Source organism: Mycolicibacterium hippocampi, from assembly GCF_010723735.1.
In the GTDB taxonomy this organism is placed as follows: domain Bacteria; phylum Actinomycetota; class Actinomycetes; order Mycobacteriales; family Mycobacteriaceae; genus Mycobacterium; species Mycobacterium hippocampi.
On record NZ_BLLB01000002.1, the window covers coordinates 1,495,185 to 1,516,042 of the forward strand.

Sequence of the window (20,858 nt, forward strand, 5' to 3'; positions counted from 1 at the left end):
TAAGCGTGACCCACTATGACGTCGTCGTTCTCGGAGCAGGCCCCGGCGGATACGTTGCAGCTATCCGCGCTGCCCAACTCGGGCTGAATACCGCCATCATCGAGCCCAAGTACTGGGGAGGGGTGTGCCTCAACGTCGGGTGCATACCGTCGAAGGCATTGCTGCGCAACGCCGAACTGGCCCACATCTTCACCAAGGAAGCCAAGCAGTTCGGCATCAACGGTGAGGCGAGCTTCGACTTCGGCGCCGCGTTCGACCGCAGCCGCAAGGTCGCCGACGGCCGCGTCGCCGGGGTGCACTTCCTGATGAAGAAGAACAAGATCACCGAGATCCACGGGTACGGGAAGTTCACCGGGCCGAACAGCATCGAGGTGGACCTCAACGAGGGTGACACCGAGAAGGTGGAGTTCGACAACGCGATCATCGCGACCGGCTCCAGCACCCGGCTCGTCCCCGGGACGTCGCTCTCGGAGAACGTCGTCACCTACGAGAAGCAGATCCTGACCCGCGAGCTGCCCGGCTCGATCATCATCGCCGGGGCCGGCGCGATCGGCATGGAGTTCGGGTACGTCCTGAAGAACTATGGCGTAGACGTGACCATCGTCGAGTTCCTGCCGCGCGCGCTGCCCAACGAGGACGCCGAGGTCTCCAAGGAGATCGAGAAGCAGTTCAAGAAGCTGGGCGTGAAGATCCGCACCGGCACCAAGGTCGAGTCGATCGAAGATGGTGGCGAGCAGGTCACCGTCACCGTCAGCAAGGACGGCAAGTCCGAGGAGCTCAAGGCCGACAAGGTGATGCAGGCGATCGGCTTCGCGCCGAACGTCGAGGGCTTCGGGCTGGACAAGGCCGGCGTGGAGCTGACCGAGCGCAAGGCCATCGGCATCGACGACTACATGCGCACCAACGTGAGCCACATCTACGCGATCGGCGACGTCACCGCCAAGCTCCAGCTGGCGCACGTCGCCGAGGCGATGGGCGTGGTGGCCGCCGAGACCATCGCCGGTGCCGAGACGCTTGCCCTCGGCGACTACCGGATGTTGCCGCGCGCCACCTTCTGCCAGCCACAGGTCGCCAGCTTCGGGCTGACCGAGGAACAGGCGCGCGACGAGGGCTACGACGTCAAGGTCGCGAAGTTCCCGTTCACGGCCAACGGCAAGGCCCACGGTCTGGGCGATCCGACGGGATTCGTCAAGCTCGTCGCCGACGCCAAGTACGGCGAACTGCTCGGCGGGCACCTGATCGGCCACGACGTCTCCGAACTGCTGCCCGAGCTGACGCTGGCGCAGAAGTGGGACCTGACGGTCAACGAGCTGTCCCGCAACGTGCACACCCACCCGACCATGTCCGAGGCGATGCAGGAGTGCTTCCACGGGCTGGCCGGCCACATGATCAACTTCTAGTTGAGGGGGATCTGGGTCGCCGGTATCGGCGGGTTGGTGGTCGGCCACATCCTGTGGCTGGCCGGTATCTCTGCGGCCATCGCCTCGACCGACGTGTCGACATGGGTGCTCATCGTCGCCGCGGTGTCGTTCGTCATCGGCATCAGCGCCGGGATGATCGGCTGGCGGCAGTGGCAGCGCACGTCGCACAAGGGTGAGATCTGGGCGGTGTTCCTGTGGGCTTTGCCGGTGTCACCGGTTTTGCTGTCGCTGACGGTGCTGGGCGTGACCTACCTTTAGCCGGCGCCCCCGGAATCGGGTGGCGACATCTTGTTTTGCCCCTTGGTGACGTTCCCCGGCTCCTAGGATGGGCCCGTGGGCGACGGGGGTGTCGGCGGTTTGCTGCTCCAGTGGTGGCGTCAGCGTGACGACTACCGATGGCGCATCGAGTTCTTGCGCAGCCGCGGGCTGCTGTCGGTGCTGCGCTACCTCATCGCCGGCATCGGCGCGACGATGGGTGCGCTCGCGGCGCTGAACGCCTGGATGCCGCCGGCGGCCGACGGTCCGTTGATTCGGATCGGCTGGGCCGTCGTGGCCGTGGGCTCGCTGGGTTGGGCGGCGCGCTGGGCGTTCCGCCCGTGGCCGACTGTTCGGGCGTCGGCGGCGCTGGTCGTGTTCGTCGACGTCATCATGACGCTGTCGGCGCTGCTGTTCGGTGACCCGAACCTGGCCATGTCGGGGATTCCCATCCTGCTGTGCGCCGGCGGGTACGTGGTGTTCTTCCACGGTCCGCGGTTGCACCTGGCCCACATCGCCTGGTGCACGGTCGCTGTCGTGGGTATCGCGGTGTGGTTGGCGATGTCGACACCCGAGTACGGGCTGCAGGTGGCGGTGTCGCGTGCCGTCATCGCGTTGCTGGTGACGGTGTGCATCCTGCCGGCGCTGCAGTTCGGCTTCTGGCTGCTCCAGGGCAGTTCGAAGCAGTCGCTGACCGACCCGCTCACCGAGCTGACCAATCGCCGCGGGCTGACGGTGTCGATGCAACGGCTCGACGAGGTGGCGCCCACCGACGCCGACCTGTGCGCGCTGCTGATCGACGTCGACGGGTTCAAGGCGGTCAATGACACGCTCGGGCACGCGGCCGGTGACGAGGTGTTGATCCGCACGGCGCGGCGGATCCGTGCCAGCGTGCGGAGCGAGGCCGTGGTGGTGCGGTGGGGCGGCGAGGAGTTCCTCGTGGTGGACCGGATCCCGGCCGATCAGGCCGGCGCGGTCGCCGAGCGGATCCGCTCGGCGGTCTCGGCGGCCCCGGCGCCCACGCAGCCGGCCGTCACGGTGAGCATCGGCCTGGCCGCCGGCAGACGGTCCGGGTCAGACCTCGGTGAGGTGATCACCGCCGCCGACGCGGCGATGTACGAGGCCAAGGCCCGTGGCGGCGACCGGGTCGCCATCGCCGCCGAGGTCTACTGATCCGGTCAGGTTCTGGTGCATGAACGAGAGCACGTCGTCGGCCTTGGCGAACCCGCCGAGGTGGCTCTCGTCCGGCATCAGCAGCAGCTCCACATTCGGCAGGTGCTCCGCGGCGGCCTGCGCGTCGGCCAGCCCGATGATCGAGTCGGCGTCGCCGTGCCACCACCGGACGGGCGCCGTGACGTCGGCCAGCCGGAATCCCCAGTCGCGCCCGAACATCCGGGCATCGTCGAGCAGCGCCTGGAACCCGCCGTTGGCGGCGTGGACGATATCGTCGATGAACATCGCCTCGATTTCCGGGTTCGCGAACACCTCCTTGTCGCCGTCGGGCATGGCGGCGCTCAGCCCCTGGTAAGCCAGGTGTGCGAGCGGGATGACCGGCACCAGCATGCCCGCGGTGACCGCAGCGAGCGGCTTGCGCAACGCCGCCATCACCGGCGCGAACCGACGTGCCAGTTCGATCGCGCCGCTGCAGGTGGCGTCGGGACCGACCGACGGCGTCACACCGCCGAGGATCGCGACGGCGGCCACCCGCTCAGCCAGCTCCGGCCTACCGGCGCAGGCCAGCGCGAACGGACCGCCGCCGGACAATCCCACGATGCCCAGCTGTCCGGCGCCGAGTAGATCGGCGACGTGTGCCATGTCTGCGGCCCAGTCGCCGATCCGGTCGTAACAGTGCGGGTCGCTGAGGCCGGAACCGGAGCGTTCGACGAGGACCACCCGCAGGCCGAGCCGCTCGGCGGCGCGGCGGCCCACGATCGGCAACTGCCTGCGGCCCCCGGGGGTTCCGTGGAACCACAGCACGACGGGGCCGTTCGGGTCACCGAACTCGGCGTATCCCAGCCGGCGCCCCCCGGGCAGGAAGAAGCGGCCCTCCGCGCGGGGCGGTTCGCAGCGGGGAACACCGGGCGGGTACCGCCACGGGTTGGTGAGGCTCACCACTTCGTCGACGCTGACGTGATCCAGATCATGGACGAATGGTAGACGGGTGCTCGCTCGTCGCAGGTACTACCTCAGTCCGGGAAGTCCAATGGCACGCCGAGGGTGGTGATGGTCGCGGCCAATCCGTCGTACTGCGCTGCCAGCAAACAGAATTCGATCAGCTGCGGTTTCGTGAGATGTCCGGCCAGGGCCTGCCACGTCTGGGGTGACACCCCGCGGGTGACGACGAATTCGTCGGTCGCGGTGATCAGCACCCGCTCGCGGTCAGTCAGCCCTTCGGCATCGGGGCCTTCGAAGATCTTCGACTGGAACTGCGCGTCCAGCCCACGGGAGCGGGCCAATCTGCGGTGCTGCTGCAGTTCGTACTCGCATTCGCGAAGATGGCCGACCCGCAGGATGACCGTCTCGGCGTCCCGTCGGGACAGCTTGCCGGCGTAGAGCAGGTAACCGGACAACGGCAACCACACCGGGAACAGCAGCCGATGCCGGCCGAGCACGTTGAACAGGCTGAACCGCGGGGCGCGGATTCCGCGGGCGCCCAGCTTGGCGATGACCCAGTTGAGCGGGCCCAGGTCACGGAATCCGCCGGGCGGGATACGGGCAGGTGCACTCACGTTTGCCTCACCAGGTAGGGGGACACCGTCGAGCGGTGTTCGTCGATGTCCAGCGCGCGGCCCAGTGCCGGAAATGCGCGCTGCGGACAGTTGTCTCGTTCGCACACCCGGCAGCCGGCACCGATCGGGGTGGCCCGGACACCGGGGTCACCGGACAAATCGAGCCCTTCCGAGTAGACCAGCCGCTGCGCGTGACGCAGTTCGCAGCCGAGGCCGATCGCGAACGTCTTACCCGGCTGACCATAACGCGACGCGCGGCGCTCCACGGTCCGGGCCACCCAGAGGTAGCTGCGGCCGTCGGGCATCTCCGCGAGCTGCACCAGGATCTTCCCGGGGTTGGCGAACGTCTCGTAGACGTTCCACAACGGGCACGTCCCGCCGCTGGACGAGAAGTGAAAACCGGTGGCGGACTGGCGTTTCGACATGTTTCCGGCGCGATCGACCCGAACGAACGAGAACGGCACGCCGCGCATCGACGGCCGCTGAAGCGTCGAAAGCCGGTGGCAGACGGTCTCGTAGCTGATCGAGTAGTACGCCGAAAGCCGCTCGACGTCGTAGCGGAACTTCTCCGCCACCTCGTGGAAGTGGCCGTACGGAAGCACGGTCGCGGCGGCGAAGTAGTTCGCCAGGCCCAGCCGCGCCAGCCGCCGGGACTCCTCGCTGGTGAAGTGGCCTTCGTCGACGAGCCTGTCGACCAGATCGCCGCACTCCAGGTAGGCCAGTTCGGCGGCCATCCGGAACACCGTCTGGCCGGTGGACAGATGGGCGTTGAGCTCGAGGGTCTTCGTGGCCGGGTCGTAGCGGTGCAGTACTCCCTCGCCGAGGTCGATACGACGGATGATTCTGACGCCGTGCACGATTCGTAATCGGTCGGTCAGGTCGCCGGCAAGGTCGCCCCGCTGTATCCGCATGCCTGCGGTGAGTTCCTCGGCGGAGGTGTCGAGTTCGTGCAGGTAGTTCTGCCGCTGGTAGAAGTAGTCGCGCACCTCCTCGTGCGGCATCGTGATGGATCCGGTTCCGCTGCCTCCCGGATTGACACTGCCCACGTTGAACCGGTCCTCCGTCGCCGCGGCCAGCTGGGTCGTCGTGAGCTGATAGCGACGGTGCAGGTTGACCATGGCCCGGGCGAGCGCCGGATGGGCGCCGACCATCTCGGCGATCTCGGCCGGTTCGACGTCGACGTCGAGATCGCGGTCCATCATCACCTCGCGCAGCTCGGCGATGAGCCTGGTGTCGTCCTGGGAGGCGAAGAACGTGGCGTCCACCCCGAACACCTCGGTGATGCGCAACAGCACCGCCACCGTCAGAGGGCGCACGTCGTGTTCGATCTGGTTGAGGTAGCTGGGGGAGATCTCGAGCGTCTGAGCCAGTGCGGCCTGGCTGAAACCGCGTTCGCTCCGGAGCTGACGGACCCGGGCACCGACGAACGTTCTGGCCACGATCACCCAGCGTAGCCGGGGCTGGCAACGTTGCGAAGGCACGGTTTGCATTCTTGGCAACCGCGACCTTGTGGCAGTATCAAAATCCGTGAAGAAGACCACCGGGGGGTCCGCCCAGGGGCTGGCCAAAGCGATGATGCCGGTACCTGATCCGCACCCCGACGTGTTCGACGTGCACTGGCCGTTGCGGGTGGCCGACGTCGACCGCACGGGCAGGCTGAAGTTCGACGCCGCGACCCGCCACATCCAGGACATCGGGTCGGACCAGTTGCGCGAGATGGGGTTCGAAGAAACCCACCCCCTGTGGATCGTGCGCCGCACGATGATCGACCTGATCGAGCCCATCGTGTTCAAGGACACCCTGCGGTTGCGGCGGTGGTGTTCGGGAACCTCCAACAGGTGGTGTGAGATGCGGGTCCGCATCGACGGCCGCCGCGGTGGGCTGATGGAATCCGAGGCGTTCTGGATCAACATCAACCGGGAGACCCAGGGGCCGGCGCGCATCGCGGACGATTTCATCGAGGGTCTGCAGCGCACCACCGACGTGGACCGGTTGAGGTGGAAGGCCTATCTGAAGGCCGGCAGCCGCGAGGACGCCGAACATGTCCGCGAGTATCCGGTCCGGGTCAGCGACATCGACATCTTCGACCACATGAACAACGCGGTGTACTGGAGCGTGATCGAGGACTATCTGTTCAGCCAGCCGGAGTTGTTGGCCGCGCCGCTGCGGGTCACCATCGAGCACGATCTGCCGGTGGCACTGGGCGACAAGCTGGAGATCATCCAGCACACATATCCGGCCGGCTCGACCGACCGGTTCGGTCCGGATCTGGTCGATCGCGCTGTTACAACGCTCACATACGCCGTCGGCGAGGAGACCAAAGCGGTCGCGTCGATCTTCGCGCTCTGAAACGCATTCGTAAACAGTACGAGCGTACTGACCTGCGAATATTCGCTACTGGCGAGTAGATACTGAACCGTTTCAGTCGTTTGCGGCCTTCGCAAGATTTGCAAATTGCCGGCGAAGGTTGGCGAAAGTTGGCAACCGAAACAGGTGGACCTGCGGTTATGCCATGAGGCATCCTCGGCTTAGCACACCAGTGAACGAGCTGGCGCGTTAACAAACACGGAGGCTCTGTGGGTCTCCAGCGATTTGCAAACGAAGGAGCAGTCAATGTCGACCGTTGGCACGCCGAAGAGCCCGGAACAGATCCAGCACGACTGGGACCACAACCCCCGCTGGAAGGGCATCACCCGCAGCTACACCCCCAAGGACGTCGTCGCCCTGCAGGGCACCGTCGTCGAGGAGGCCACACTGGCCCGCCGCGGCGCGGAGGTGCTGTGGGAGCAGCTGCACGACATGGAGTTCGTCAACGCGCTGGGCGCGCTGACCGGCAACATGGCCGTTCAGCAGGTGCGTGCCGGCCTCAAGGCCATCTACCTGTCGGGTTGGCAGGTCGCCGGCGATGCGAACCTGTCCGGACACACCTACCCCGACCAGAGCCTCTACCCGGCCAACTCGGTGCCGCAGGTGGTGCGCCGGATCAACAACGCGCTGCTGCGCGCCGACGAGATCGCCAAGGTCGAGGGCGACCGCTCGGTGGAGAACTGGCTGGCCCCGATCGTCGCCGACGGTGAGGCCGGCTTCGGTGGCGCCCTGAACGTCTACGAGCTGCAGAAGGCGATGATCGCCGCCGGTGTCGCCGGCTCGCACTGGGAGGACCAGCTGGCCTCGGAGAAGAAGTGCGGCCACCTCGGTGGCAAGGTGCTGATCCCGACCCAGCAGCACATCCGCACCCTGACCTCCGCACGTCTGGCGTCCGACGTGGCCGATGTGCCGACCGTGGTCATCGCGCGCACCGACGCCGAGGCGGCGACGCTGATCACCTCCGACGTCGACGAGCGCGATCAGCCGTTCATCACCGGTGAGCGCACCGCCGAGGGCTTCTACCGGATCAAGAACGGCCTCGAGCCCTGCATCGCCCGCGCCAAGGCCTACGCGCCATACTCCGACCTGATCTGGATGGAGACCGGCACCCCGGATCTCGAGCTGGCCAAGAAGTTCGCCGAGGGCGTCAAGAGCGAGTTCCCGGATCAGATGCTGGCCTACAACTGCTCGCCGTCATTCAACTGGCGCAAGCACCTCGACGACGCGACGATCGCGAAGTTCCAGAAGGAGCTCGGCGCGATGGGCTTCAAGTTCCAGTTCATCACGCTCGCCGGATTCCACGCGCTCAACTACTCGATGTTCGACCTGGCCTACGGTTACGCCCGCAACCAGATGAGCGCCTACGTCGAGCTGCAGGAGCGCGAGTTCGCCGCCGAGGAGCGCGGTTACACCGCGACCAAGCATCAGCGCGAGGTCGGTGCCGGCTACTTCGACCGCATCGCCACCACGGTGGACCCGACGTCGTCGACCACCGCGCTGGCGGGCTCGACCGAAGAGGGCCAGTTCCACTGAGTCATTGACTGCGTGACAGCATGAGCCCCGCCTGGAGTTCCGGGCGGGGCTCATCGCTGCGATTGAAGGGGTACCTGTGAGCATCGAACGAGTAGGCGTCGTGGGCGCCGGGCAGATGGGCGGCGGGATCGCCGAGGTGTGCGCCAAGGCCGGCGCCGACGTGCTGGTCTTCGAGCCGACCGAAGAGCTGGCCGCCGCGGGCCGCGCGCGCATCACCGCCTCGCTGGAACGCGCCAAGTCGAAGGGAAAGCTGGCCGCCGACGAATTCGAGATCGCCCTGGCCCGGCTGACCTTCACGACCAACATGGCCGACATGGCCGACCGGCAGCTCGTCATCGAGGCGATCGTCGAAGACGAGGCCGTCAAGGCCAAGGTCTTCGCCGAACTCGATGCCGTCGTGACCGACCCGGATGCGGTGCTGGCGTCGAACACCTCGAGCATCCCGATCATGAAAATCGCTGCGGCGACGAAGAATCCGGGCCGCGTGTTGGGTCTGCACTTCTTCAACCCGGTGCCCGTGCTGCCACTCGTCGAGCTGATCAGCACGCTCGTCACCACAGACGAGGCGGCGGCTAGGGTCGAAAAGTTCGCCGGCGAGGTACTCGGCAAGCAGGTGGTGCGGTGCGGCGACCGCTCCGGCTTCATCGTCAACGCCCTGCTGGTGCCCTACCTGTTGTCGGCCATCCGGATGGCCGAGTCCGGCGTGGCCACCGTCGAGGACATCGACACCGCCGTGGTCGCGGGCCTGTCGCATCCGATGGGGCCGCTGCGGCTGTCCGACCTCATCGGGCTGGACACCATGAAGCTGATCGCAGACTCCATGTACGACGAGTACAAGGACGCGCACTACGCGCCGCCGCCGCTGCTGCAGCGGATGGTGGAGGCCGGACAACTCGGAAAGAAGTCAGGTATGGGCTTCTACACGTACTAGGAATTCCGCTGAACGTACGGTTTGTGATGGAAACTGCGCAGGATCCGTCACAATTCGTGCACTCGGGAACCGTTTGGCGCCTTGGTGCGCCTAATCCGATGTGCAACAAATCGTCGTGGCTTCCGAGGCGCTCGCCGCAGGTGAGTTGACCCGTCAGACGCTCCGCCGCCGGTTCGTCAAGCTGCACCACAACGTCTACGTCCCGCAGGGCATGTCGTTGACGGCGCGGGATCGCGCATACGCGGCATGGTTGTGGTCGCAGCGCACAGCCACTCTGGCCGGGGCGTCTGCGGCGGCGATGCACGGCACCCGCTGGCTACCCGAAGGCGGTCCCGCAGAGCTGACCCGGGTCCGCTCCGGGACGCCGCCCGGCATCGTGATCCATCGCGACACCCTCCTCGACGACGAGGTATGTCTGATTCAGAGCATCGACTGCACGACCCCCGCCCGGACCGCCTACGACATCGGCCGACGAACCACGGGTGACGACGCCATTGTCCGTATCGACGCGCTCCTGTGCGCCACTCGCTGTCCGGTGGCTGACGTGGCGGACATCGCCGCCCGTCACCCCGGCGCCAGAGGGGCACGCCGGTTGCGCGGGGTGCTCGACCTCGTCGACGGTGGTGCCGAGTCCCCGCAGGAAACCCGAGTGCGCCTGCTGCTGATCCGCGCGGGACTGCCGAGGCCGACTACCCAGATCCCGATCAGAAACGCGCAGGGGAAGGTGATACGCAGGATCGACATGGGGTGGAACGAGTTTCGCGTCGGCGTCGAGTACGACGGGGAGCAACACTGGACCGACCCTGCCGTGCATGCCGAGGACATCACCAGGCTGGAGTTCCTGGCAGCCCGCGGCTGGATCATCGTCCGGGTGAGTGCGAGGCATCTCCGCAACACACCCGACGACATCGTCCGACGAGCCGCAAAGGCGCTCTGCGACCGCGGTTGGCGCCCCAGCGGCCGGCTCGGCGCCCGAACGTACGAATTGTGACGGGTTCTGCGCGGTTTCCATCAGAAACCGTACGCCCGGCGCTCCCGGCACCTACGCCGAGGCCAGCCGCTTCTTCTCGGCCTCGACGTCGAAATCGGGTGGCGGCCAGGACATGTTCAGTCGCTTGAGCGCCTCGATGAGCAACTCGGTGATCGCCAGCCGGCTGTACCACTTCCGGTTGCACGGCACGATGTGCCACGGCGCGTGCTCGGTGGACGTCCGGTCCAGCATCGCCTGGTAGGCCTCTTGGTAGAGCGGCCATTTCAGCCGCTCGTCGATGTCGCCGGGGTTGTACTTCCAGTATTTGTCCGGCCGCTCGAGACGCTCACTGAGTCTCTTCTTCTGCTCGTCGAGCGAGACGAACATCGCCACCTTCACGAGCGTGGTGCCGCGGTCGACGAGTTCACGCTCGAAGGCGTTGATCTCGTCGTAGCGGGGCTCCCACACGTCAGGTGGCACCAGATCGTGCACTCGCACGATGAGCACGTCCTCGTAGTGTGAACGGTCGAAGACGCCGATGTGGCCGGCTGTCGGCAGTGCCTTGCGGATCCGCCACAGGTAGTGATGGGACAGTTCCTCGGGCGTCGGCCTGCCGAAGCTGGTGTACTTGATGCCCTGTGGATTCGCATCACCCACAACGTGTTTGACGATCCCGCCTTTGCCCGCAGTGTCCATCCCCTGTAGCACCAGCAGAACCGACCTGGTGTCGCCGGCGCGGCTGTTGGCGTAGAGCTTCTCCTGGAGTTCGGCGAAGCGCACATTGCGCTCCTCCTGCAAGGTGGGCGCATCGGCCTTCTTGCCGCGAAACCCCGGTGTGGCCTCGGTGTCGATGTCATGGACCTTGTCACCGGGACGGAACATCAACTCGACGTGCGGTTCGTGCGTCCACAACGAGGGCAGATCCGAGAGCTCGCTCACGTCTCTAGTCAACCAGTCGTGGCGGCAGCACAGGTGACGGATGGGGCATCTGCCGGAACTTCTCCAGAGAACCACCCACCTCGACGATTCCGCACAGCGCGCTCCACGACAGCATCGTCAGGTAGTCGATCAGTTCGTCGGACGTCATCCGCGGGTTGGACATCCAGGAGTGCGTGGCGAGTTGGACGCCGCCGACGATCTGGAACGCCCAGGGTCCGATCCCGCCGGTGTCCATCCCGACCTCGACCATCCGCCGCCGGAACATCACGGCCAGCATCCGGGCGATGATCTGTTCCGAATCGGCGACGGCCTTGCTCTTGCTCGCCGAGTTGTTGGCCATCACGAACCGGTACGGCTCGGGCTCGTTGGCGACGGTGTCGACGTAGACCCGGATGATCTCGCGGGTGAGGTCGTAGCCGTCCAGGTTCGACGACAGTGCGGCAGCCATGTTCGGGATCAGGGTGGTCTGCGCGAACCGCATCATCACCGCGGTGGTGAGGTCGTTCTTGTCGACGAAGTAGCGGTACAGCACCGTCTTGGACACGCCGATCTCGGCCGCGATCTCGTCCATACTGACGTTGCTGCCGCGGCTGCGGATAGCTTCGAGTGTGCCGTCGACGAGCTCGTTGCGTCGCTCGACCTTGTGCTTGTGCCAGCGTCGTTTGCGGCCATCGGTCTTGACCGCCACCGGCGGGGATTGCTGTGCCACGTTCGCGGTAATCCATTCCCTAGTCCCCGTCGATGATACGGCGGTCGGCGGCGTGCGCAGGTTGGCGGGACATCGCGGCCGCCGACGTCACCACCGGGGCGGTTGCTGGCGTAGCGGATGATGTAGAGGTGGCACACAGAACCGACGTCGGAGCGCGGCCCAGCTTCGCCGAAACCCTTGCCGGGGCCGACTCAGCCTCGGACGCCGAACGCAGGCGCGGTCTGCGCCGGATGAAGGTCGTCGCCCTGAGCTTCCTGCTCGGCGCCACCGTCATCTTCCTGGTGTGCACCTGGGCCCAGGCCCAGGGTGCGGCGCCGTGGGTGGGCTACGTGCGGGCCGCCGCCGAAGCCGGCATGATCGGCGCGCTGGCCGACTGGTTCGCCGTCACCGCGCTGTTCAAGCACCCACTCGGCATCCCGATCCCGCACACCGCGATCATCAAGCGCAAGAAGGATCAGCTCGGCGAGGGGTTGGGTGACTTCGTCCGGGAGAACTTCATGTCGCCGGAGGTCATCGCCACCAAGCTGCGGGGCGCCGAGGTCGCGGGCCGGATGGGGAAGTGGCTGGCCGAACCGGCGCACGCCGAGCGCGTGGCCGCCGAGGCGTCGACGGTATTGCGGGTACTGGTGGAGATGCTGCGGGACGAGGACGTCCAACAGGTACTGGACCGGATGATCGTCAAGCGCATCGCCGAGCCGCAGTGGGGCCCGCCGATCGGCCGGGTGCTGGCCTCGCTGCTGGAGGCGGGACGCCAGGAGGCGCTGATCCAGTTGCTCGCGGACCGCGCCTTCGAGTGGTCGCTGAACGCGGGCGAGGTCATCGAGCGGGTCATCGAGCGCGACTCGCCGTCGTGGTCGCCGCGGTGGGTCGACACCCTGATCGGCGACCGGATCCACCGTGAACTGATGGATTTCACCGACAAGGTGCGCCGCAACCCGGACCACGAGCTCCGCCGCTCGGCCACCAAGTTCCTGTTCGAGTTCGCCGCCGACCTGCAGAACGACGAGGCGACGATCCAGCGCGCGGAGAACGTGAAGAACCAGATCATGGCCCGCGACGAGGTGACCAGGGCCGCCGAGACGGCCTGGACCACGGCCAAGCGCATCCTGATGGAAGCCGTCGACGACCCGAGCTCGACGCTGCGGGCCCGCATCGCCGACGCGGTGGTGCACATCGGGGAGTCCCTATGCGACGACTCCGACCTGCGGGACAAGGTCGACAACTGGATCGTGCGGGCGGCTCAGCATCTGGTCGGCCAGTATGGGACGGAGATCACAGCGATCATCACCGAAACCATCGAACGCTGGGACGCCGAAGAGGCGAGTCGCCGGATCGAACTTCATGTCGGCCGCGACCTGCAGTTCATTCGGATCAACGGCACCGTGGTCGGGGCGCTGGCGGGGCTTGTCATCTACACCGTGGCGCACTTATTGTTCTGACCTGCGCTAACTAGTGCTTGCAAAAGTTAGCACCCCGTCGTACGGTTGGGATGTAGCTGATCGGTTACCCCACGCAACGAGAGGGCAATCATGTCGCAGGATGAAAATCTTGCCGCTGTCGTGTCCAACGCTGCGCAGGACATCGGGAGCTTCATCCGGAGCCAGCGCGAAGCCGCACAGGTCTCCGTGCGACAACTCGCCGAGAAGGCAGGTGTCAGCAATCCGTACCTCAGCCAGATCGAGCGCGGGCTGCGCAAACCCTCGGCTGATGTGCTCAATCAGATCGCCAAGGCATTGCGCGTCTCAGCCGAGGTGCTCTACATCCGGGCCGGGATTCTCGAACCCACGGCGTCGGGCGAGGTTCGCGACGCCATCGTCACCGACATGGCGATCAACGAGCGGCAGAAGCAGGTGCTGCTCGACATCTACACGTCGTTCTGCCAGCAGAACGAGGCCGCCCTTCTCGAAGCCGCACAGGCGGTAGCTGCGCAGGACGACCAACCCAGCGAAGCAGATGAGGAGCCGACGACTGAACAAGACCCAAGCCCCGTCCAACGTCCTCTGCAACTCACTCAAACTCCGAACACCGACCACCAAGCGTGAAACGAAAGGTAAAGACCATGGCTGACAAGAACCAGATCGAGATCGACGACCTGAAGGCCCCGCTGCTCGCCGCCGTCGGCGCTGCCGACCTGGCCCTGGAGCGTGTCAACGAGATCGTCGCGACGCTGCGTGAGCGTGCCGGCGATGCCCGCACCGACGCCGAGGCTCGCGCCGAGGCGAGCCGCGCCCGCATCAACAAGCTGCAGGAAGAACTGCCGACGCAGGTCGACGACATTCGCGGCCGGCTCACCTCTGAAGAGCTGCGCAGGTTCGCCGAGGGCTACGCCGAGGCCGCGCAGACCACCTACAACAAGCTCATCGAGCGTGGCGAGGCTGCGTTGGAGCGGCTGCGTAGCCAGCCCGCGCTGGAGGATGCCGCGAGCCGGGTCGAGGGATACACCGACCAGGCCGTCGAGCTCACCCAGGAGGCGCTGGGCAACGTGGCGACCCAGACCCGCGCGGTCGGCGAGCGCGCCGCCAAGCTGGTCGGCGTCGAGCTGCCGAAGAAGGCCGAGTCGGCCGCCGAGCCGGTGAAGAAGGCCGCCAACAAGGCTCCGGCCAAGAAGGCCCCCGCGAAGAAGACCCCGGCCAAGAAGGCCCCCGCCAAGAAGGCGCCGGCCAAGAAGGTCACCCAGAAGTAGTCGCACCAGGGCGATCGACGGTCGACACCACCACGAGCGGTGGAGTTCGACCGGAGGGCGTAACCCGCATAGGCTGTCGAGCGTGGAGCTCCAAGGCTTGGTGGGTTACGTCCTCTTCGCTTTACAGGTCGCGGTCCTGGTGGCGGCGGTCTATGCATTCGTGCACGCGGCCATGCAACGGCCTGACGCCTACACCGCGGTCGACAAGCTGACCAAACCGGTGTGGCTGGTCATCCTCGGCGTCGGGGTGTTGCTTGCGCTGGTCCTCGGCATCTTCGGGGTGGCGATCGCCGCGGCGGCCTCCGGCGTGTACCTCGTCGACGTCCGCCCGAAGATCCTTGAAGTCCAGGGGAAGTCACGCTAGTGCGCCGTCTCCTGGCTGCTGTGGCGGTGGCCTGCGCACTCCCGCTCGCCGCGCCCACCGCGTCGGCCACGCCATCCGTCGCCGCGCCCCCGTACGTCGACCACGTCGAGTGGGCCAAGTGGGGGGACCTGTCCAGCCTGAGGGTGTACCCGACGCCCTCCGGACGCGGGCTGTCCGGCATGCCGGGTAGCCGTGCACAGGCCGACGCAGCGTGGGCCGAAGTACTGACGCTGTCCCCCGACGCGGCGATCCCCGGGATGTGGGAGCAGTTCATCTGTCACTGGCAGTTCGCCGAGCTGGTCGAGCCCGGCAAGGTCAGCTGGAACCTCGAACCGTGGCGACCCGAGGTCAGTGAAGACCAGATGATCTCCGCCGGCTGCAATCCGGGCGGCACCGAAGAGCCCTTCTGATGGGCTCGCGCACCCGCGCCGAGGTTGTGGCGCTGGTCGATCACACGCTGCTCAAACCGGAGGCCACCGCCGACGACGTGGCGGCGCTGGTGGCCGAGGCCGCCGAACTCGGGGTGTTCGCGGTGTGTGTGTCTCCGTCGATGGTGGCGGTGGCCCGACGCAGACTTACGGAGGGGCCGAAGCTGGCCGCCGTCGTGGGATTCCCGTCGGGCAAGCACCTTTCGTCGGTGAAGGCCGGCGAGGCGCGCGCCGCCGTGGCCGACGGCGCCGACGAGATCGACATGGTGATCGACGTCGGCGCCGCGCTGAGCGGGGACTTCGAAGCCGTCCGCGACGATGTCGCGGCGGTCCGCGACGCCATCGGTGACGACATCGTGCTGAAGGTCATCGTCGAATCCGCGGCTCTGCTGAGCCTCGGGGATGAGCGCAGCCTGGTCGAGGCGTGCCGCGCCGCCGAAGCCGGCCGGGCGGATTTCGTCAAGACCTCTACCGGGTTTCACCCGAGTGGGGGAGCGTCGGTACGTGCGGTGGAACTGATGGCCGAGACCGTCGGGACCCGCCTCGGCATCAAGGCCAGTGGCGGCATTCGGACCGCCGCGGACGCCTCGGTGCTGCTCGACGCCGGTGCCACCCGGCTGGGGCTCTCCGGTACCCGCGCGGTGCTCGACGGGCTCGGCTGAGACCTACAGTCCGGCGAAGCAGGGGTCCTCTGTCTGCTTCGGGATCGATGCGTTGCTGGTCGAGAACTGGCTCACCACACCGGTATCGGTGACCTGGATGGAATCCGCGCGGATGTCCATCGGGTAGTCCTGGGTCAGCTCCGCGGTGAACGCGTCCAGCGCCGGTTGCACGATCTCCCGGGGCAGGGTGAAACCGAGCCCGGTCAAGTTCTCCACCTGCAGCGAGATGCCGCCGTTGACGACCTCGGGTCGGGTGGTGATGCTGCCCAGCGCGCCCTCGAGCTCGATGGTCCCGTCGGCCGGGTTGGTCGTCACGCCGGTCACGAAGCTGCCGACCAGAGGGATGGCGCCCTGGATGGTCTCTTTGATGCCCTCGGCGGACCAGCTGATGTTGGCCAGCAGGGAGCCCACCGAGCCGCCCGAGGTGGGGGTGTCCTCCAGGCGCACGTCGTTGATGTCGAGGTTCAGCTTCATGCCCCGGGCGTCGCGCAGCTGGTTGCCCGCGGTCTCGATCCTGATGTTCGTGTAGTGGCCTGACACATGCTGGAACAGGAACGGCGGGAACACCCCGAACGACGCGGTGACGTCGTCCCTGACCACACACTCGACCACCGAGGCGACGACGGTGTCGGCGCGGTTGCGGGCGTACAGCTCGCCACCGAGCAGCCCGGCGAACACCAGCGCCACGACGATCACGACCGCCAGGACGATGGAAAGCGGATCGCTGAAGACTTTCTTGAACTTCGCCGGCAACGAGGAACCTTCCTCCTCCGGGGGTCCGGGAGGCATCTGCCCGGGCGGACCGCCCTGGGGTGGACCGGGGGGGAAACCTTGCGACGGGTTCTGCGCAAACGGTGGCTGCGGTGGGCCGGGCGGCTGCTGTGGCTGACGGGCCCAGGGATCGGTCACCTCAGCGATTCTGCCTTACCGCCCTGAGCGGCTGGCGATGAGCGCTCGCGCGAAGAGCAGACGGCCCCTGAGCGGTTACGCATCACCGCGACCGTCTCGCGGGCCTTGCGTGCGGCTTCGAGGTCGATGTCGCAGACCAGCAACTCCGGCTCGCTGCCCGCCGACGCCACCACCTCACCGAGCGCGGAGGCCACGACGCTGCCCCCCACGCCCGTCGGCCCCTGCTTGGCTATCTCGTCACCGGGGTAGGCCTGTCCGACCGCGGCGAGCACGCTGTTCGTGTCGATCGCGCGGGCCCGCGCCAGCAGCGTCCACTGGTCGAGCTTGCCCGGACCGGCGCCCCAGGAAGCGTGCGCGGTGATGAGCTCGGCGCCGCGGCGGGCCAACTCGACGTACAGCTCCGGAAAGCGGATGTCGTAACACAGCGTCAGGCCGACCGTCACCCCGTCGACGTCGATGACGACCGGCTCCCGGCCCGGCGCGACGGTCTTGGATTCGGCGAAGCCGAACGCGTCGTAGAGATGGATCTTGTCGTAGCGCGCGTCGACCCCCGGGCCGGCCGCGAGCAGCGTGTTGGTGACCCGGCCGTCATCGGCGGGGGTGAACATGCCGGCGACGACGACGACACCTGCGCGTCGGGCGATGCCGCGGACGGCGTCGGCCCACGGCCCGTCCAACGGCTCGGCGACCGGCGCGAGCGGCACCCCGAAGCGACACATGGTCGCTTCGGGGAACAGCACCAGCGACGCGCCCGCTTCGACCGCTCGCGAGGTGTAGTCCTCCACGAGGGCGAGGTTGGCGTTCGGGTCGGTACCGCTGCTGATCTGGGCCAACGCCACACGCAGTTCGGAGCGCATGTCGAACAGCCTAGTTACGGCCCCCAGGCAGGCCGGTCCAGCGAGGCGGGCTTGTGGCCGAGCTTGCCGGAGCGGACCTGCGCGGCAAGGCTGTCGAGGATCACCCGCGAGCTCATCAGCGCGGTCTGCTCGGCCCAGTCGTACGGCGGCGAGCATTCAACGACCTCGATACCGGCCAGTCCCGGCTCGGAGACCATCTTGACCAGGTTGAGCGCCTCGCGCGGCAGCAGGCCGCCCGGTTCCGGCCAGCCCGTTCCCGGCACGAACCCGGCGTCGATGACGTCGATGTCGAATGACAGGTACACCGCCTTGGCGCCCTTCCAGGCGATCTCGAGTGCCATCTCCGCGATTTTCTCGACGCCGACCCTTTCCACGTCGCCGACGGTGATCACCGTCGACTTGCGGTCGCGGCCCACCTTGACCCCTTCACGCGGGCTCTGCCAGCCACCGATGCCGATCTGCACCAGGTTGGTCGCCGGTGCGTTCTTGATGTTGGTGGCGTGGAACCACGGGGTGGTGTGCATCCGCTCGTCGAGGTCGGTCTCCTGGGTGTCGACGTGGCGGTCGAAATGGATGATGCCGATGTTGCCGTCCATGTACGGGGCCAGCCCGCGGATGGTGGGGAAGCCGATGGAGTGGTCGCCACCGAGGACGATCGGCATGACGCCCTTCTGCGCGACGAAGGCCATCGCCTGGCTGATCTGGTCGAAGGACTTCTCCAGGTTGCCCGGGATGGTGAACACATCGCCGATGTCGACCATGTTGAGTTGCTCGCGCAGGTCGACGCCGGATTCGTAGTTGTAGGTGCCGAACAGGTTGGTCGAGCGGCGGATGCCCTGCGGGCCGAACCGTGTTCCCGGCCGATAGGTGGCGCCGGCATCCAGCGGCACCCCGAAGATGGCGACCTCGGCGTCGTCGACCTGGTGGACGTCCTCGATGAACGGGCATTTCAGGAACGTGCCGCGTTCACCGGCGAAGTGCGGCTTCTCCCCGCGCACGAACGTCGAGATGGTGCGGTCGTTGATCGTCGGGGCGGCCTCCAGGCCGAAGCTCAGACCACGCTCGATCTCCTCGCGGAGTCGGCGGTCACCGAGGTCGGCCTCGGCCTGTTGGGCCCAGGCGCCCTCGGCATTCGGCAGGGACGGGTCGGGATGTCCAGAATCGGGCACGAGCGCTCCTCTACGCGCCGTCTTGTCGCTGACCGGGTACGACGCACCTCGTCCGGGGAACCGGTTCACCCGGCCCCTGCGGTTCATTGTTGGCACAGTCGCGAATTGCTGTCCAGCGCTGAAGGAAACGCATCGTTAACACCTGACGCGACGTGACGTAACGAAGCGGGTTTTTCCTGGAGCACGACCCACAGAGAAATTCATGCATGTGGGGCGCGTCTAGGGTTCCGCCGATTCGGGTCTGGTCCGAGAGACGCAGGCGACTCCGGCGGCGATGCCGGATTCGCTCCACGGCGGGAGAAAAGCCCGGGAGGCTCCACAGCCGGATGCGGAGGTGCCGCGTCCGGCGACATATCGGGAGGCTCCACCATGATTCTTCTCGGCGTCGGATTCAGCATCGTCGTTGTCACCCTGATCGGCCTCGCGGTCGCGCGCCGCGTCGGCGGCGACAGCACCAACTTCCTGGTCGGTGGTCGCAACCTGGCCCTGCCGCTGGTCGGTGCCGCCCTGATGGGGCAGGCCGTCGACACCAACGCGACCCTCGGCAACACCGACCTGTCGTCGCAGTTCGGCTTCTGGGCGGGTGCGGCCCTGCCGCTGGGCCTGGGGCTGTGCCTGCTGCTCACCGGCATCTTCTTCGCCAAGCCGATGAACCGGATGGGCCTGACGACGCTGCCTGACTACTACCGACTGCGGTTCGGCAGGCCGGTCGAGGTGGCGTCGTCGGTGCTGATGATCATGGCGTTCGCGATCCTGGTGGCCGGCAACCTGGTGGCGGGCGGTTTCCTGTTCGAGTACTTCGTCGGTTTCCCGTACTGGCTGGGGGTGGTGCTGATCGCAGGGATCGTGCTGCTCTACACCGGGGCCGGCGGCATGCTCGCCGACGCCTACACCGCGATCGTGCAGATGAGCCTGATCCTGGTGGCCGCGGTGGCGACGTTGATCTGGGTGACCGTGACGTACGGCCTGACCGTGCCGGACGGAATGGGCCCGTTCGACCTCGGGCAACTCAGCGATCCCGCGCAGGGTGCCGCCATCAACTGGGCGACGCTGATCGCACTCGGCATCGGTGACATCGTGGCCATCGACTTCATGCAGCGGATCTTCTCGGCGCGTTCGCCGGAGATCGCGCGCCGGGCGTGCTTCATCGGTGCGGCCGGCGCGGCCGCCATCGGGATCCCGTTCGCGTTGGTGGCGCTGGCGTCGACGGCGATCGTGCCCGAAGGCTCCGACGGACCGGTCCTTTTCGTGTTGCTCAACGACTTCGCGCCGATCGGCCTGACGGTGCTGGTGCTGGCCGGCATCGTCGGCGCGTCGATGAGCACCGCCAACGGCGCCATCCTGGGCACCGCGGCGGTCGCGGTGCGCAACGTCGGCAACGTCAAGCGGATTCATGTCGAGGGCAAAGTCGATCCGCTGTTGCGGGCCACCCGGTGGGCGATGATCCCGGTCGCCGCGGTGTCGGTGCTGTTCGCACTCAAGGTGCCGCAGACCGGGATCCTGCTGACGCTGGCGTTCGATCTGTTGTTGGGCTGTCTGATCGTGCCCTTCGTGCTCGGCCTCTACTGGCGCCGCGGGACGGCAACAGCGGCGATGGCGGCGATCGTGGTCGGCCTGGTGGTCCGGCTCGGTCTGTTCGCCATGACCCCGACGGTGTACGGGGTGGACAACACGATCTTCTACGTCGACAACGGATTCTTCGACGCGACGTTCGACGGTTACCCGACCTTCATCGCGTTCGCGGCGTCGCTGCTGGCGTACGTCGTCGTCGCCCTTCTCACCAAGCCGGCGACGTTGCGCGGGTTGGACATCCAGGTGGCCGAGGACATCGACGAGGCGCTGGCGGGGGTGGACCAGACCGCCGACGAGTCCGCGGAGCCGGTCGCGGCCAAGGCCGCCAACTCGCCCTAGTCGATCTCCGTCCAACGTACG

The 20,858-nt window shown here is 67.0% G+C and carries 22 protein-coding genes and 2 riboswitches; of the genes, 14 read left to right on the plus strand and 8 right to left on the minus strand.

The genetic code is table 11. The features are described 5' to 3' along the window. The first annotated feature begins 5 nt into the window (after positions 1-5). The 3 genes from lpdA (at position 6) to G6N53_RS08285 (ending at position 2,849) form a co-directional block, all read left to right on the plus strand. Positions 6-1,400, plus strand: coding sequence for a dihydrolipoyl dehydrogenase (gene lpdA / locus G6N53_RS08275; protein WP_163888036.1), 1,395 nt, complete (start codon positions 6-8; stop codon positions 1,398-1,400). After that, a complete protein-coding gene (locus G6N53_RS08280; RefSeq protein ID WP_205390330.1) occupies positions 1,401-1,679 on the plus strand; it encodes a hypothetical protein in 279 nt (92 codons plus the stop codon). It begins immediately after the preceding gene. Between the two features lie 75 nt (positions 1,680-1,754). After that, on the plus strand, positions 1,755-2,849 hold the full coding sequence (locus G6N53_RS08285; protein WP_163888037.1) for a GGDEF domain-containing protein: 1,095 nt from the start codon (positions 1,755-1,757) through the stop codon (positions 2,847-2,849). Here the strand turns inward: G6N53_RS08285 and G6N53_RS08290 are convergent. The 3 genes from G6N53_RS08290 to ramB all read right to left on the minus strand — a co-directional run bounded on the left by G6N53_RS08290 (position 2,751) and on the right by ramB (position 5,844). Then, a complete protein-coding gene (locus G6N53_RS08290) occupies positions 2,751-3,788 on the minus strand; it encodes an alpha/beta fold hydrolase (protein ID WP_163895645.1) in 1,038 nt (345 codons plus the stop codon). The genes G6N53_RS08285 and G6N53_RS08290 overlap by 99 nt on opposite strands. A 74-nt stretch (positions 3,789-3,862) precedes the next feature. Then, a complete protein-coding gene (locus tag G6N53_RS08295) occupies positions 3,863-4,405 on the minus strand; it encodes a carboxymuconolactone decarboxylase family protein (RefSeq protein ID WP_163888038.1) in 543 nt (180 codons plus the stop codon). Beyond that, positions 4,402-5,844 carry an acetate metabolism transcriptional regulator RamB gene (gene ramB / locus G6N53_RS08300; protein WP_163888039.1) on the minus strand — a complete coding sequence of 481 codons (1,443 nt, stop codon included), beginning with the start codon at positions 5,842-5,844 and terminating at the stop codon, positions 4,402-4,404. Before ramB ends, G6N53_RS08295 begins: the two co-directional genes overlap by 4 nt. Before the next feature lie 133 nt (positions 5,845-5,977). Between ramB and G6N53_RS08305 the strand changes: the two genes are divergently transcribed. From G6N53_RS08305 to G6N53_RS08320, 4 genes are all read left to right on the plus strand, one after another. Further along, positions 5,978-6,754, plus strand: a complete 777-nt coding sequence (locus G6N53_RS08305; RefSeq protein ID WP_205390531.1) for an acyl-[acyl-carrier-protein] thioesterase — start codon at positions 5,978-5,980, stop codon at positions 6,752-6,754. 264 nt (positions 6,755-7,018) lie between these two features. Then, positions 7,019-8,305 (plus strand): isocitrate lyase, encoded by a 1,287-nt coding sequence (gene aceA / locus G6N53_RS08310; RefSeq protein WP_159230135.1) that lies wholly within the window; start codon positions 7,019-7,021, stop codon positions 8,303-8,305. Between the two features lie 76 nt (positions 8,306-8,381). Then, positions 8,382-9,236, plus strand: coding sequence for a 3-hydroxybutyryl-CoA dehydrogenase (locus tag G6N53_RS08315; protein WP_163888041.1), 855 nt, complete (start codon positions 8,382-8,384; stop codon positions 9,234-9,236). A 100-nt stretch (positions 9,237-9,336) separates the two neighbouring features. Continuing rightward, positions 9,337-10,227, plus strand: a complete 891-nt coding sequence (locus G6N53_RS08320; protein WP_163888042.1) for an endonuclease domain-containing protein — start codon at positions 9,337-9,339, stop codon at positions 10,225-10,227. A gap of 51 nt (positions 10,228-10,278) precedes the next feature. Here G6N53_RS08320 and G6N53_RS08325 read toward each other — a convergent pair whose 3' ends face one another. Together G6N53_RS08325 and G6N53_RS08330 are read right to left on the minus strand one after the other, a co-directional pair. Next, complete coding sequence (locus G6N53_RS08325; RefSeq protein WP_276000155.1) at positions 10,279-11,088, minus strand: polyphosphate kinase 2 family protein; 810 nt, start codon at positions 11,086-11,088, stop codon at positions 10,279-10,281. Between the two features lie 61 nt (positions 11,089-11,149). Next, the gene (locus G6N53_RS08330; protein ID WP_163888044.1) at positions 11,150-11,854 is read right to left on the minus strand and encodes a TetR/AcrR family transcriptional regulator; all 705 of its coding nucleotides are present in this window, start codon (positions 11,852-11,854) and stop codon (positions 11,150-11,152) included. Positions 11,855-11,982: 128 nt separating this feature from the next. Here G6N53_RS08330 and G6N53_RS08335 point away from each other — a divergent pair, with 128 nt between their 5' ends. From G6N53_RS08335 to deoC, 6 genes are all read left to right on the plus strand, one after another. Beyond that, on the plus strand, positions 11,983-13,293 hold the full coding sequence (locus G6N53_RS08335; RefSeq protein WP_237166461.1) for a DUF445 domain-containing protein: 1,311 nt from the start codon (positions 11,983-11,985) through the stop codon (positions 13,291-13,293). A 90-nt stretch (positions 13,294-13,383) separates the two neighbouring features. Further along, positions 13,384-13,896, plus strand: coding sequence for a helix-turn-helix domain-containing protein (locus G6N53_RS08340; protein WP_163888046.1), 513 nt, complete (start codon positions 13,384-13,386; stop codon positions 13,894-13,896). Positions 13,897-13,913: 17 nt separating this feature from the next. After that, entirely contained in the window at positions 13,914-14,537 is a 624-nt protein-coding gene (locus G6N53_RS08345) for a heparin-binding hemagglutinin (protein WP_163888047.1), read from the plus strand. Between the two features lie 82 nt (positions 14,538-14,619). Further along, entirely contained in the window at positions 14,620-14,901 is a 282-nt protein-coding gene (locus G6N53_RS08350; protein WP_159230143.1) for a DUF2516 family protein, read from the plus strand. Then, positions 14,901-15,311, plus strand: a complete 411-nt coding sequence (locus G6N53_RS08355) for a DUF2599 domain-containing protein (protein WP_163888048.1) — start codon at positions 14,901-14,903, stop codon at positions 15,309-15,311. Before G6N53_RS08350 ends, G6N53_RS08355 begins: the two co-directional genes overlap by 1 nt. Next, positions 15,308-15,991: a deoxyribose-phosphate aldolase gene (gene deoC, locus G6N53_RS08360; protein ID WP_237166714.1), complete on the plus strand. Its 684-nt coding sequence runs from the start codon at positions 15,308-15,310 to the stop codon at positions 15,989-15,991. The genes G6N53_RS08355 and deoC overlap by 4 nt, the downstream gene beginning before the upstream one ends. A gap of 3 nt (positions 15,992-15,994) precedes the next feature. Here deoC and G6N53_RS08365 read toward each other — a convergent pair whose 3' ends face one another. From G6N53_RS08365 to G6N53_RS08375, 3 genes are read right to left on the minus strand one after another with little or no spacing between them, the layout of a single operon-like run. Then, complete coding sequence (locus G6N53_RS08365; protein ID WP_163888050.1) at positions 15,995-16,900, minus strand: LmeA family phospholipid-binding protein; 906 nt, start codon at positions 16,898-16,900, stop codon at positions 15,995-15,997. Then, positions 16,897-17,745, minus strand: a complete 849-nt coding sequence (locus G6N53_RS08370; protein ID WP_205390532.1) for a carbon-nitrogen hydrolase family protein — start codon at positions 17,743-17,745, stop codon at positions 16,897-16,899. Before G6N53_RS08370 ends, G6N53_RS08365 begins: the two co-directional genes overlap by 4 nt. A 26-nt stretch (positions 17,746-17,771) precedes the next feature. Then, positions 17,772-18,926 (minus strand): agmatinase family protein, encoded by a 1,155-nt coding sequence (locus G6N53_RS08375; RefSeq protein WP_163888052.1) that lies wholly within the window; start codon positions 18,924-18,926, stop codon positions 17,772-17,774. An 11-nt stretch (positions 18,927-18,937) separates the two neighbouring features. Beyond that, a riboswitch (guanidine-III (ykkC-III) riboswitch) is annotated at positions 18,938-19,005 on the minus strand. Between the two features lie 129 nt (positions 19,006-19,134). After that, a riboswitch (guanidine-I (ykkC/yxkD leader) is annotated at positions 19,135-19,241 on the plus strand. A gap of 54 nt (positions 19,242-19,295) precedes the next feature. Between G6N53_RS08375 and G6N53_RS08380 the strand changes: the two genes are divergently transcribed. Next, positions 19,296-20,837 (plus strand): high affinity choline transporter 1, encoded by a 1,542-nt coding sequence (locus G6N53_RS08380; RefSeq protein WP_163888053.1) that lies wholly within the window; start codon positions 19,296-19,298, stop codon positions 20,835-20,837. The last annotated feature ends 21 nt before the right edge of the window (positions 20,838-20,858 follow it).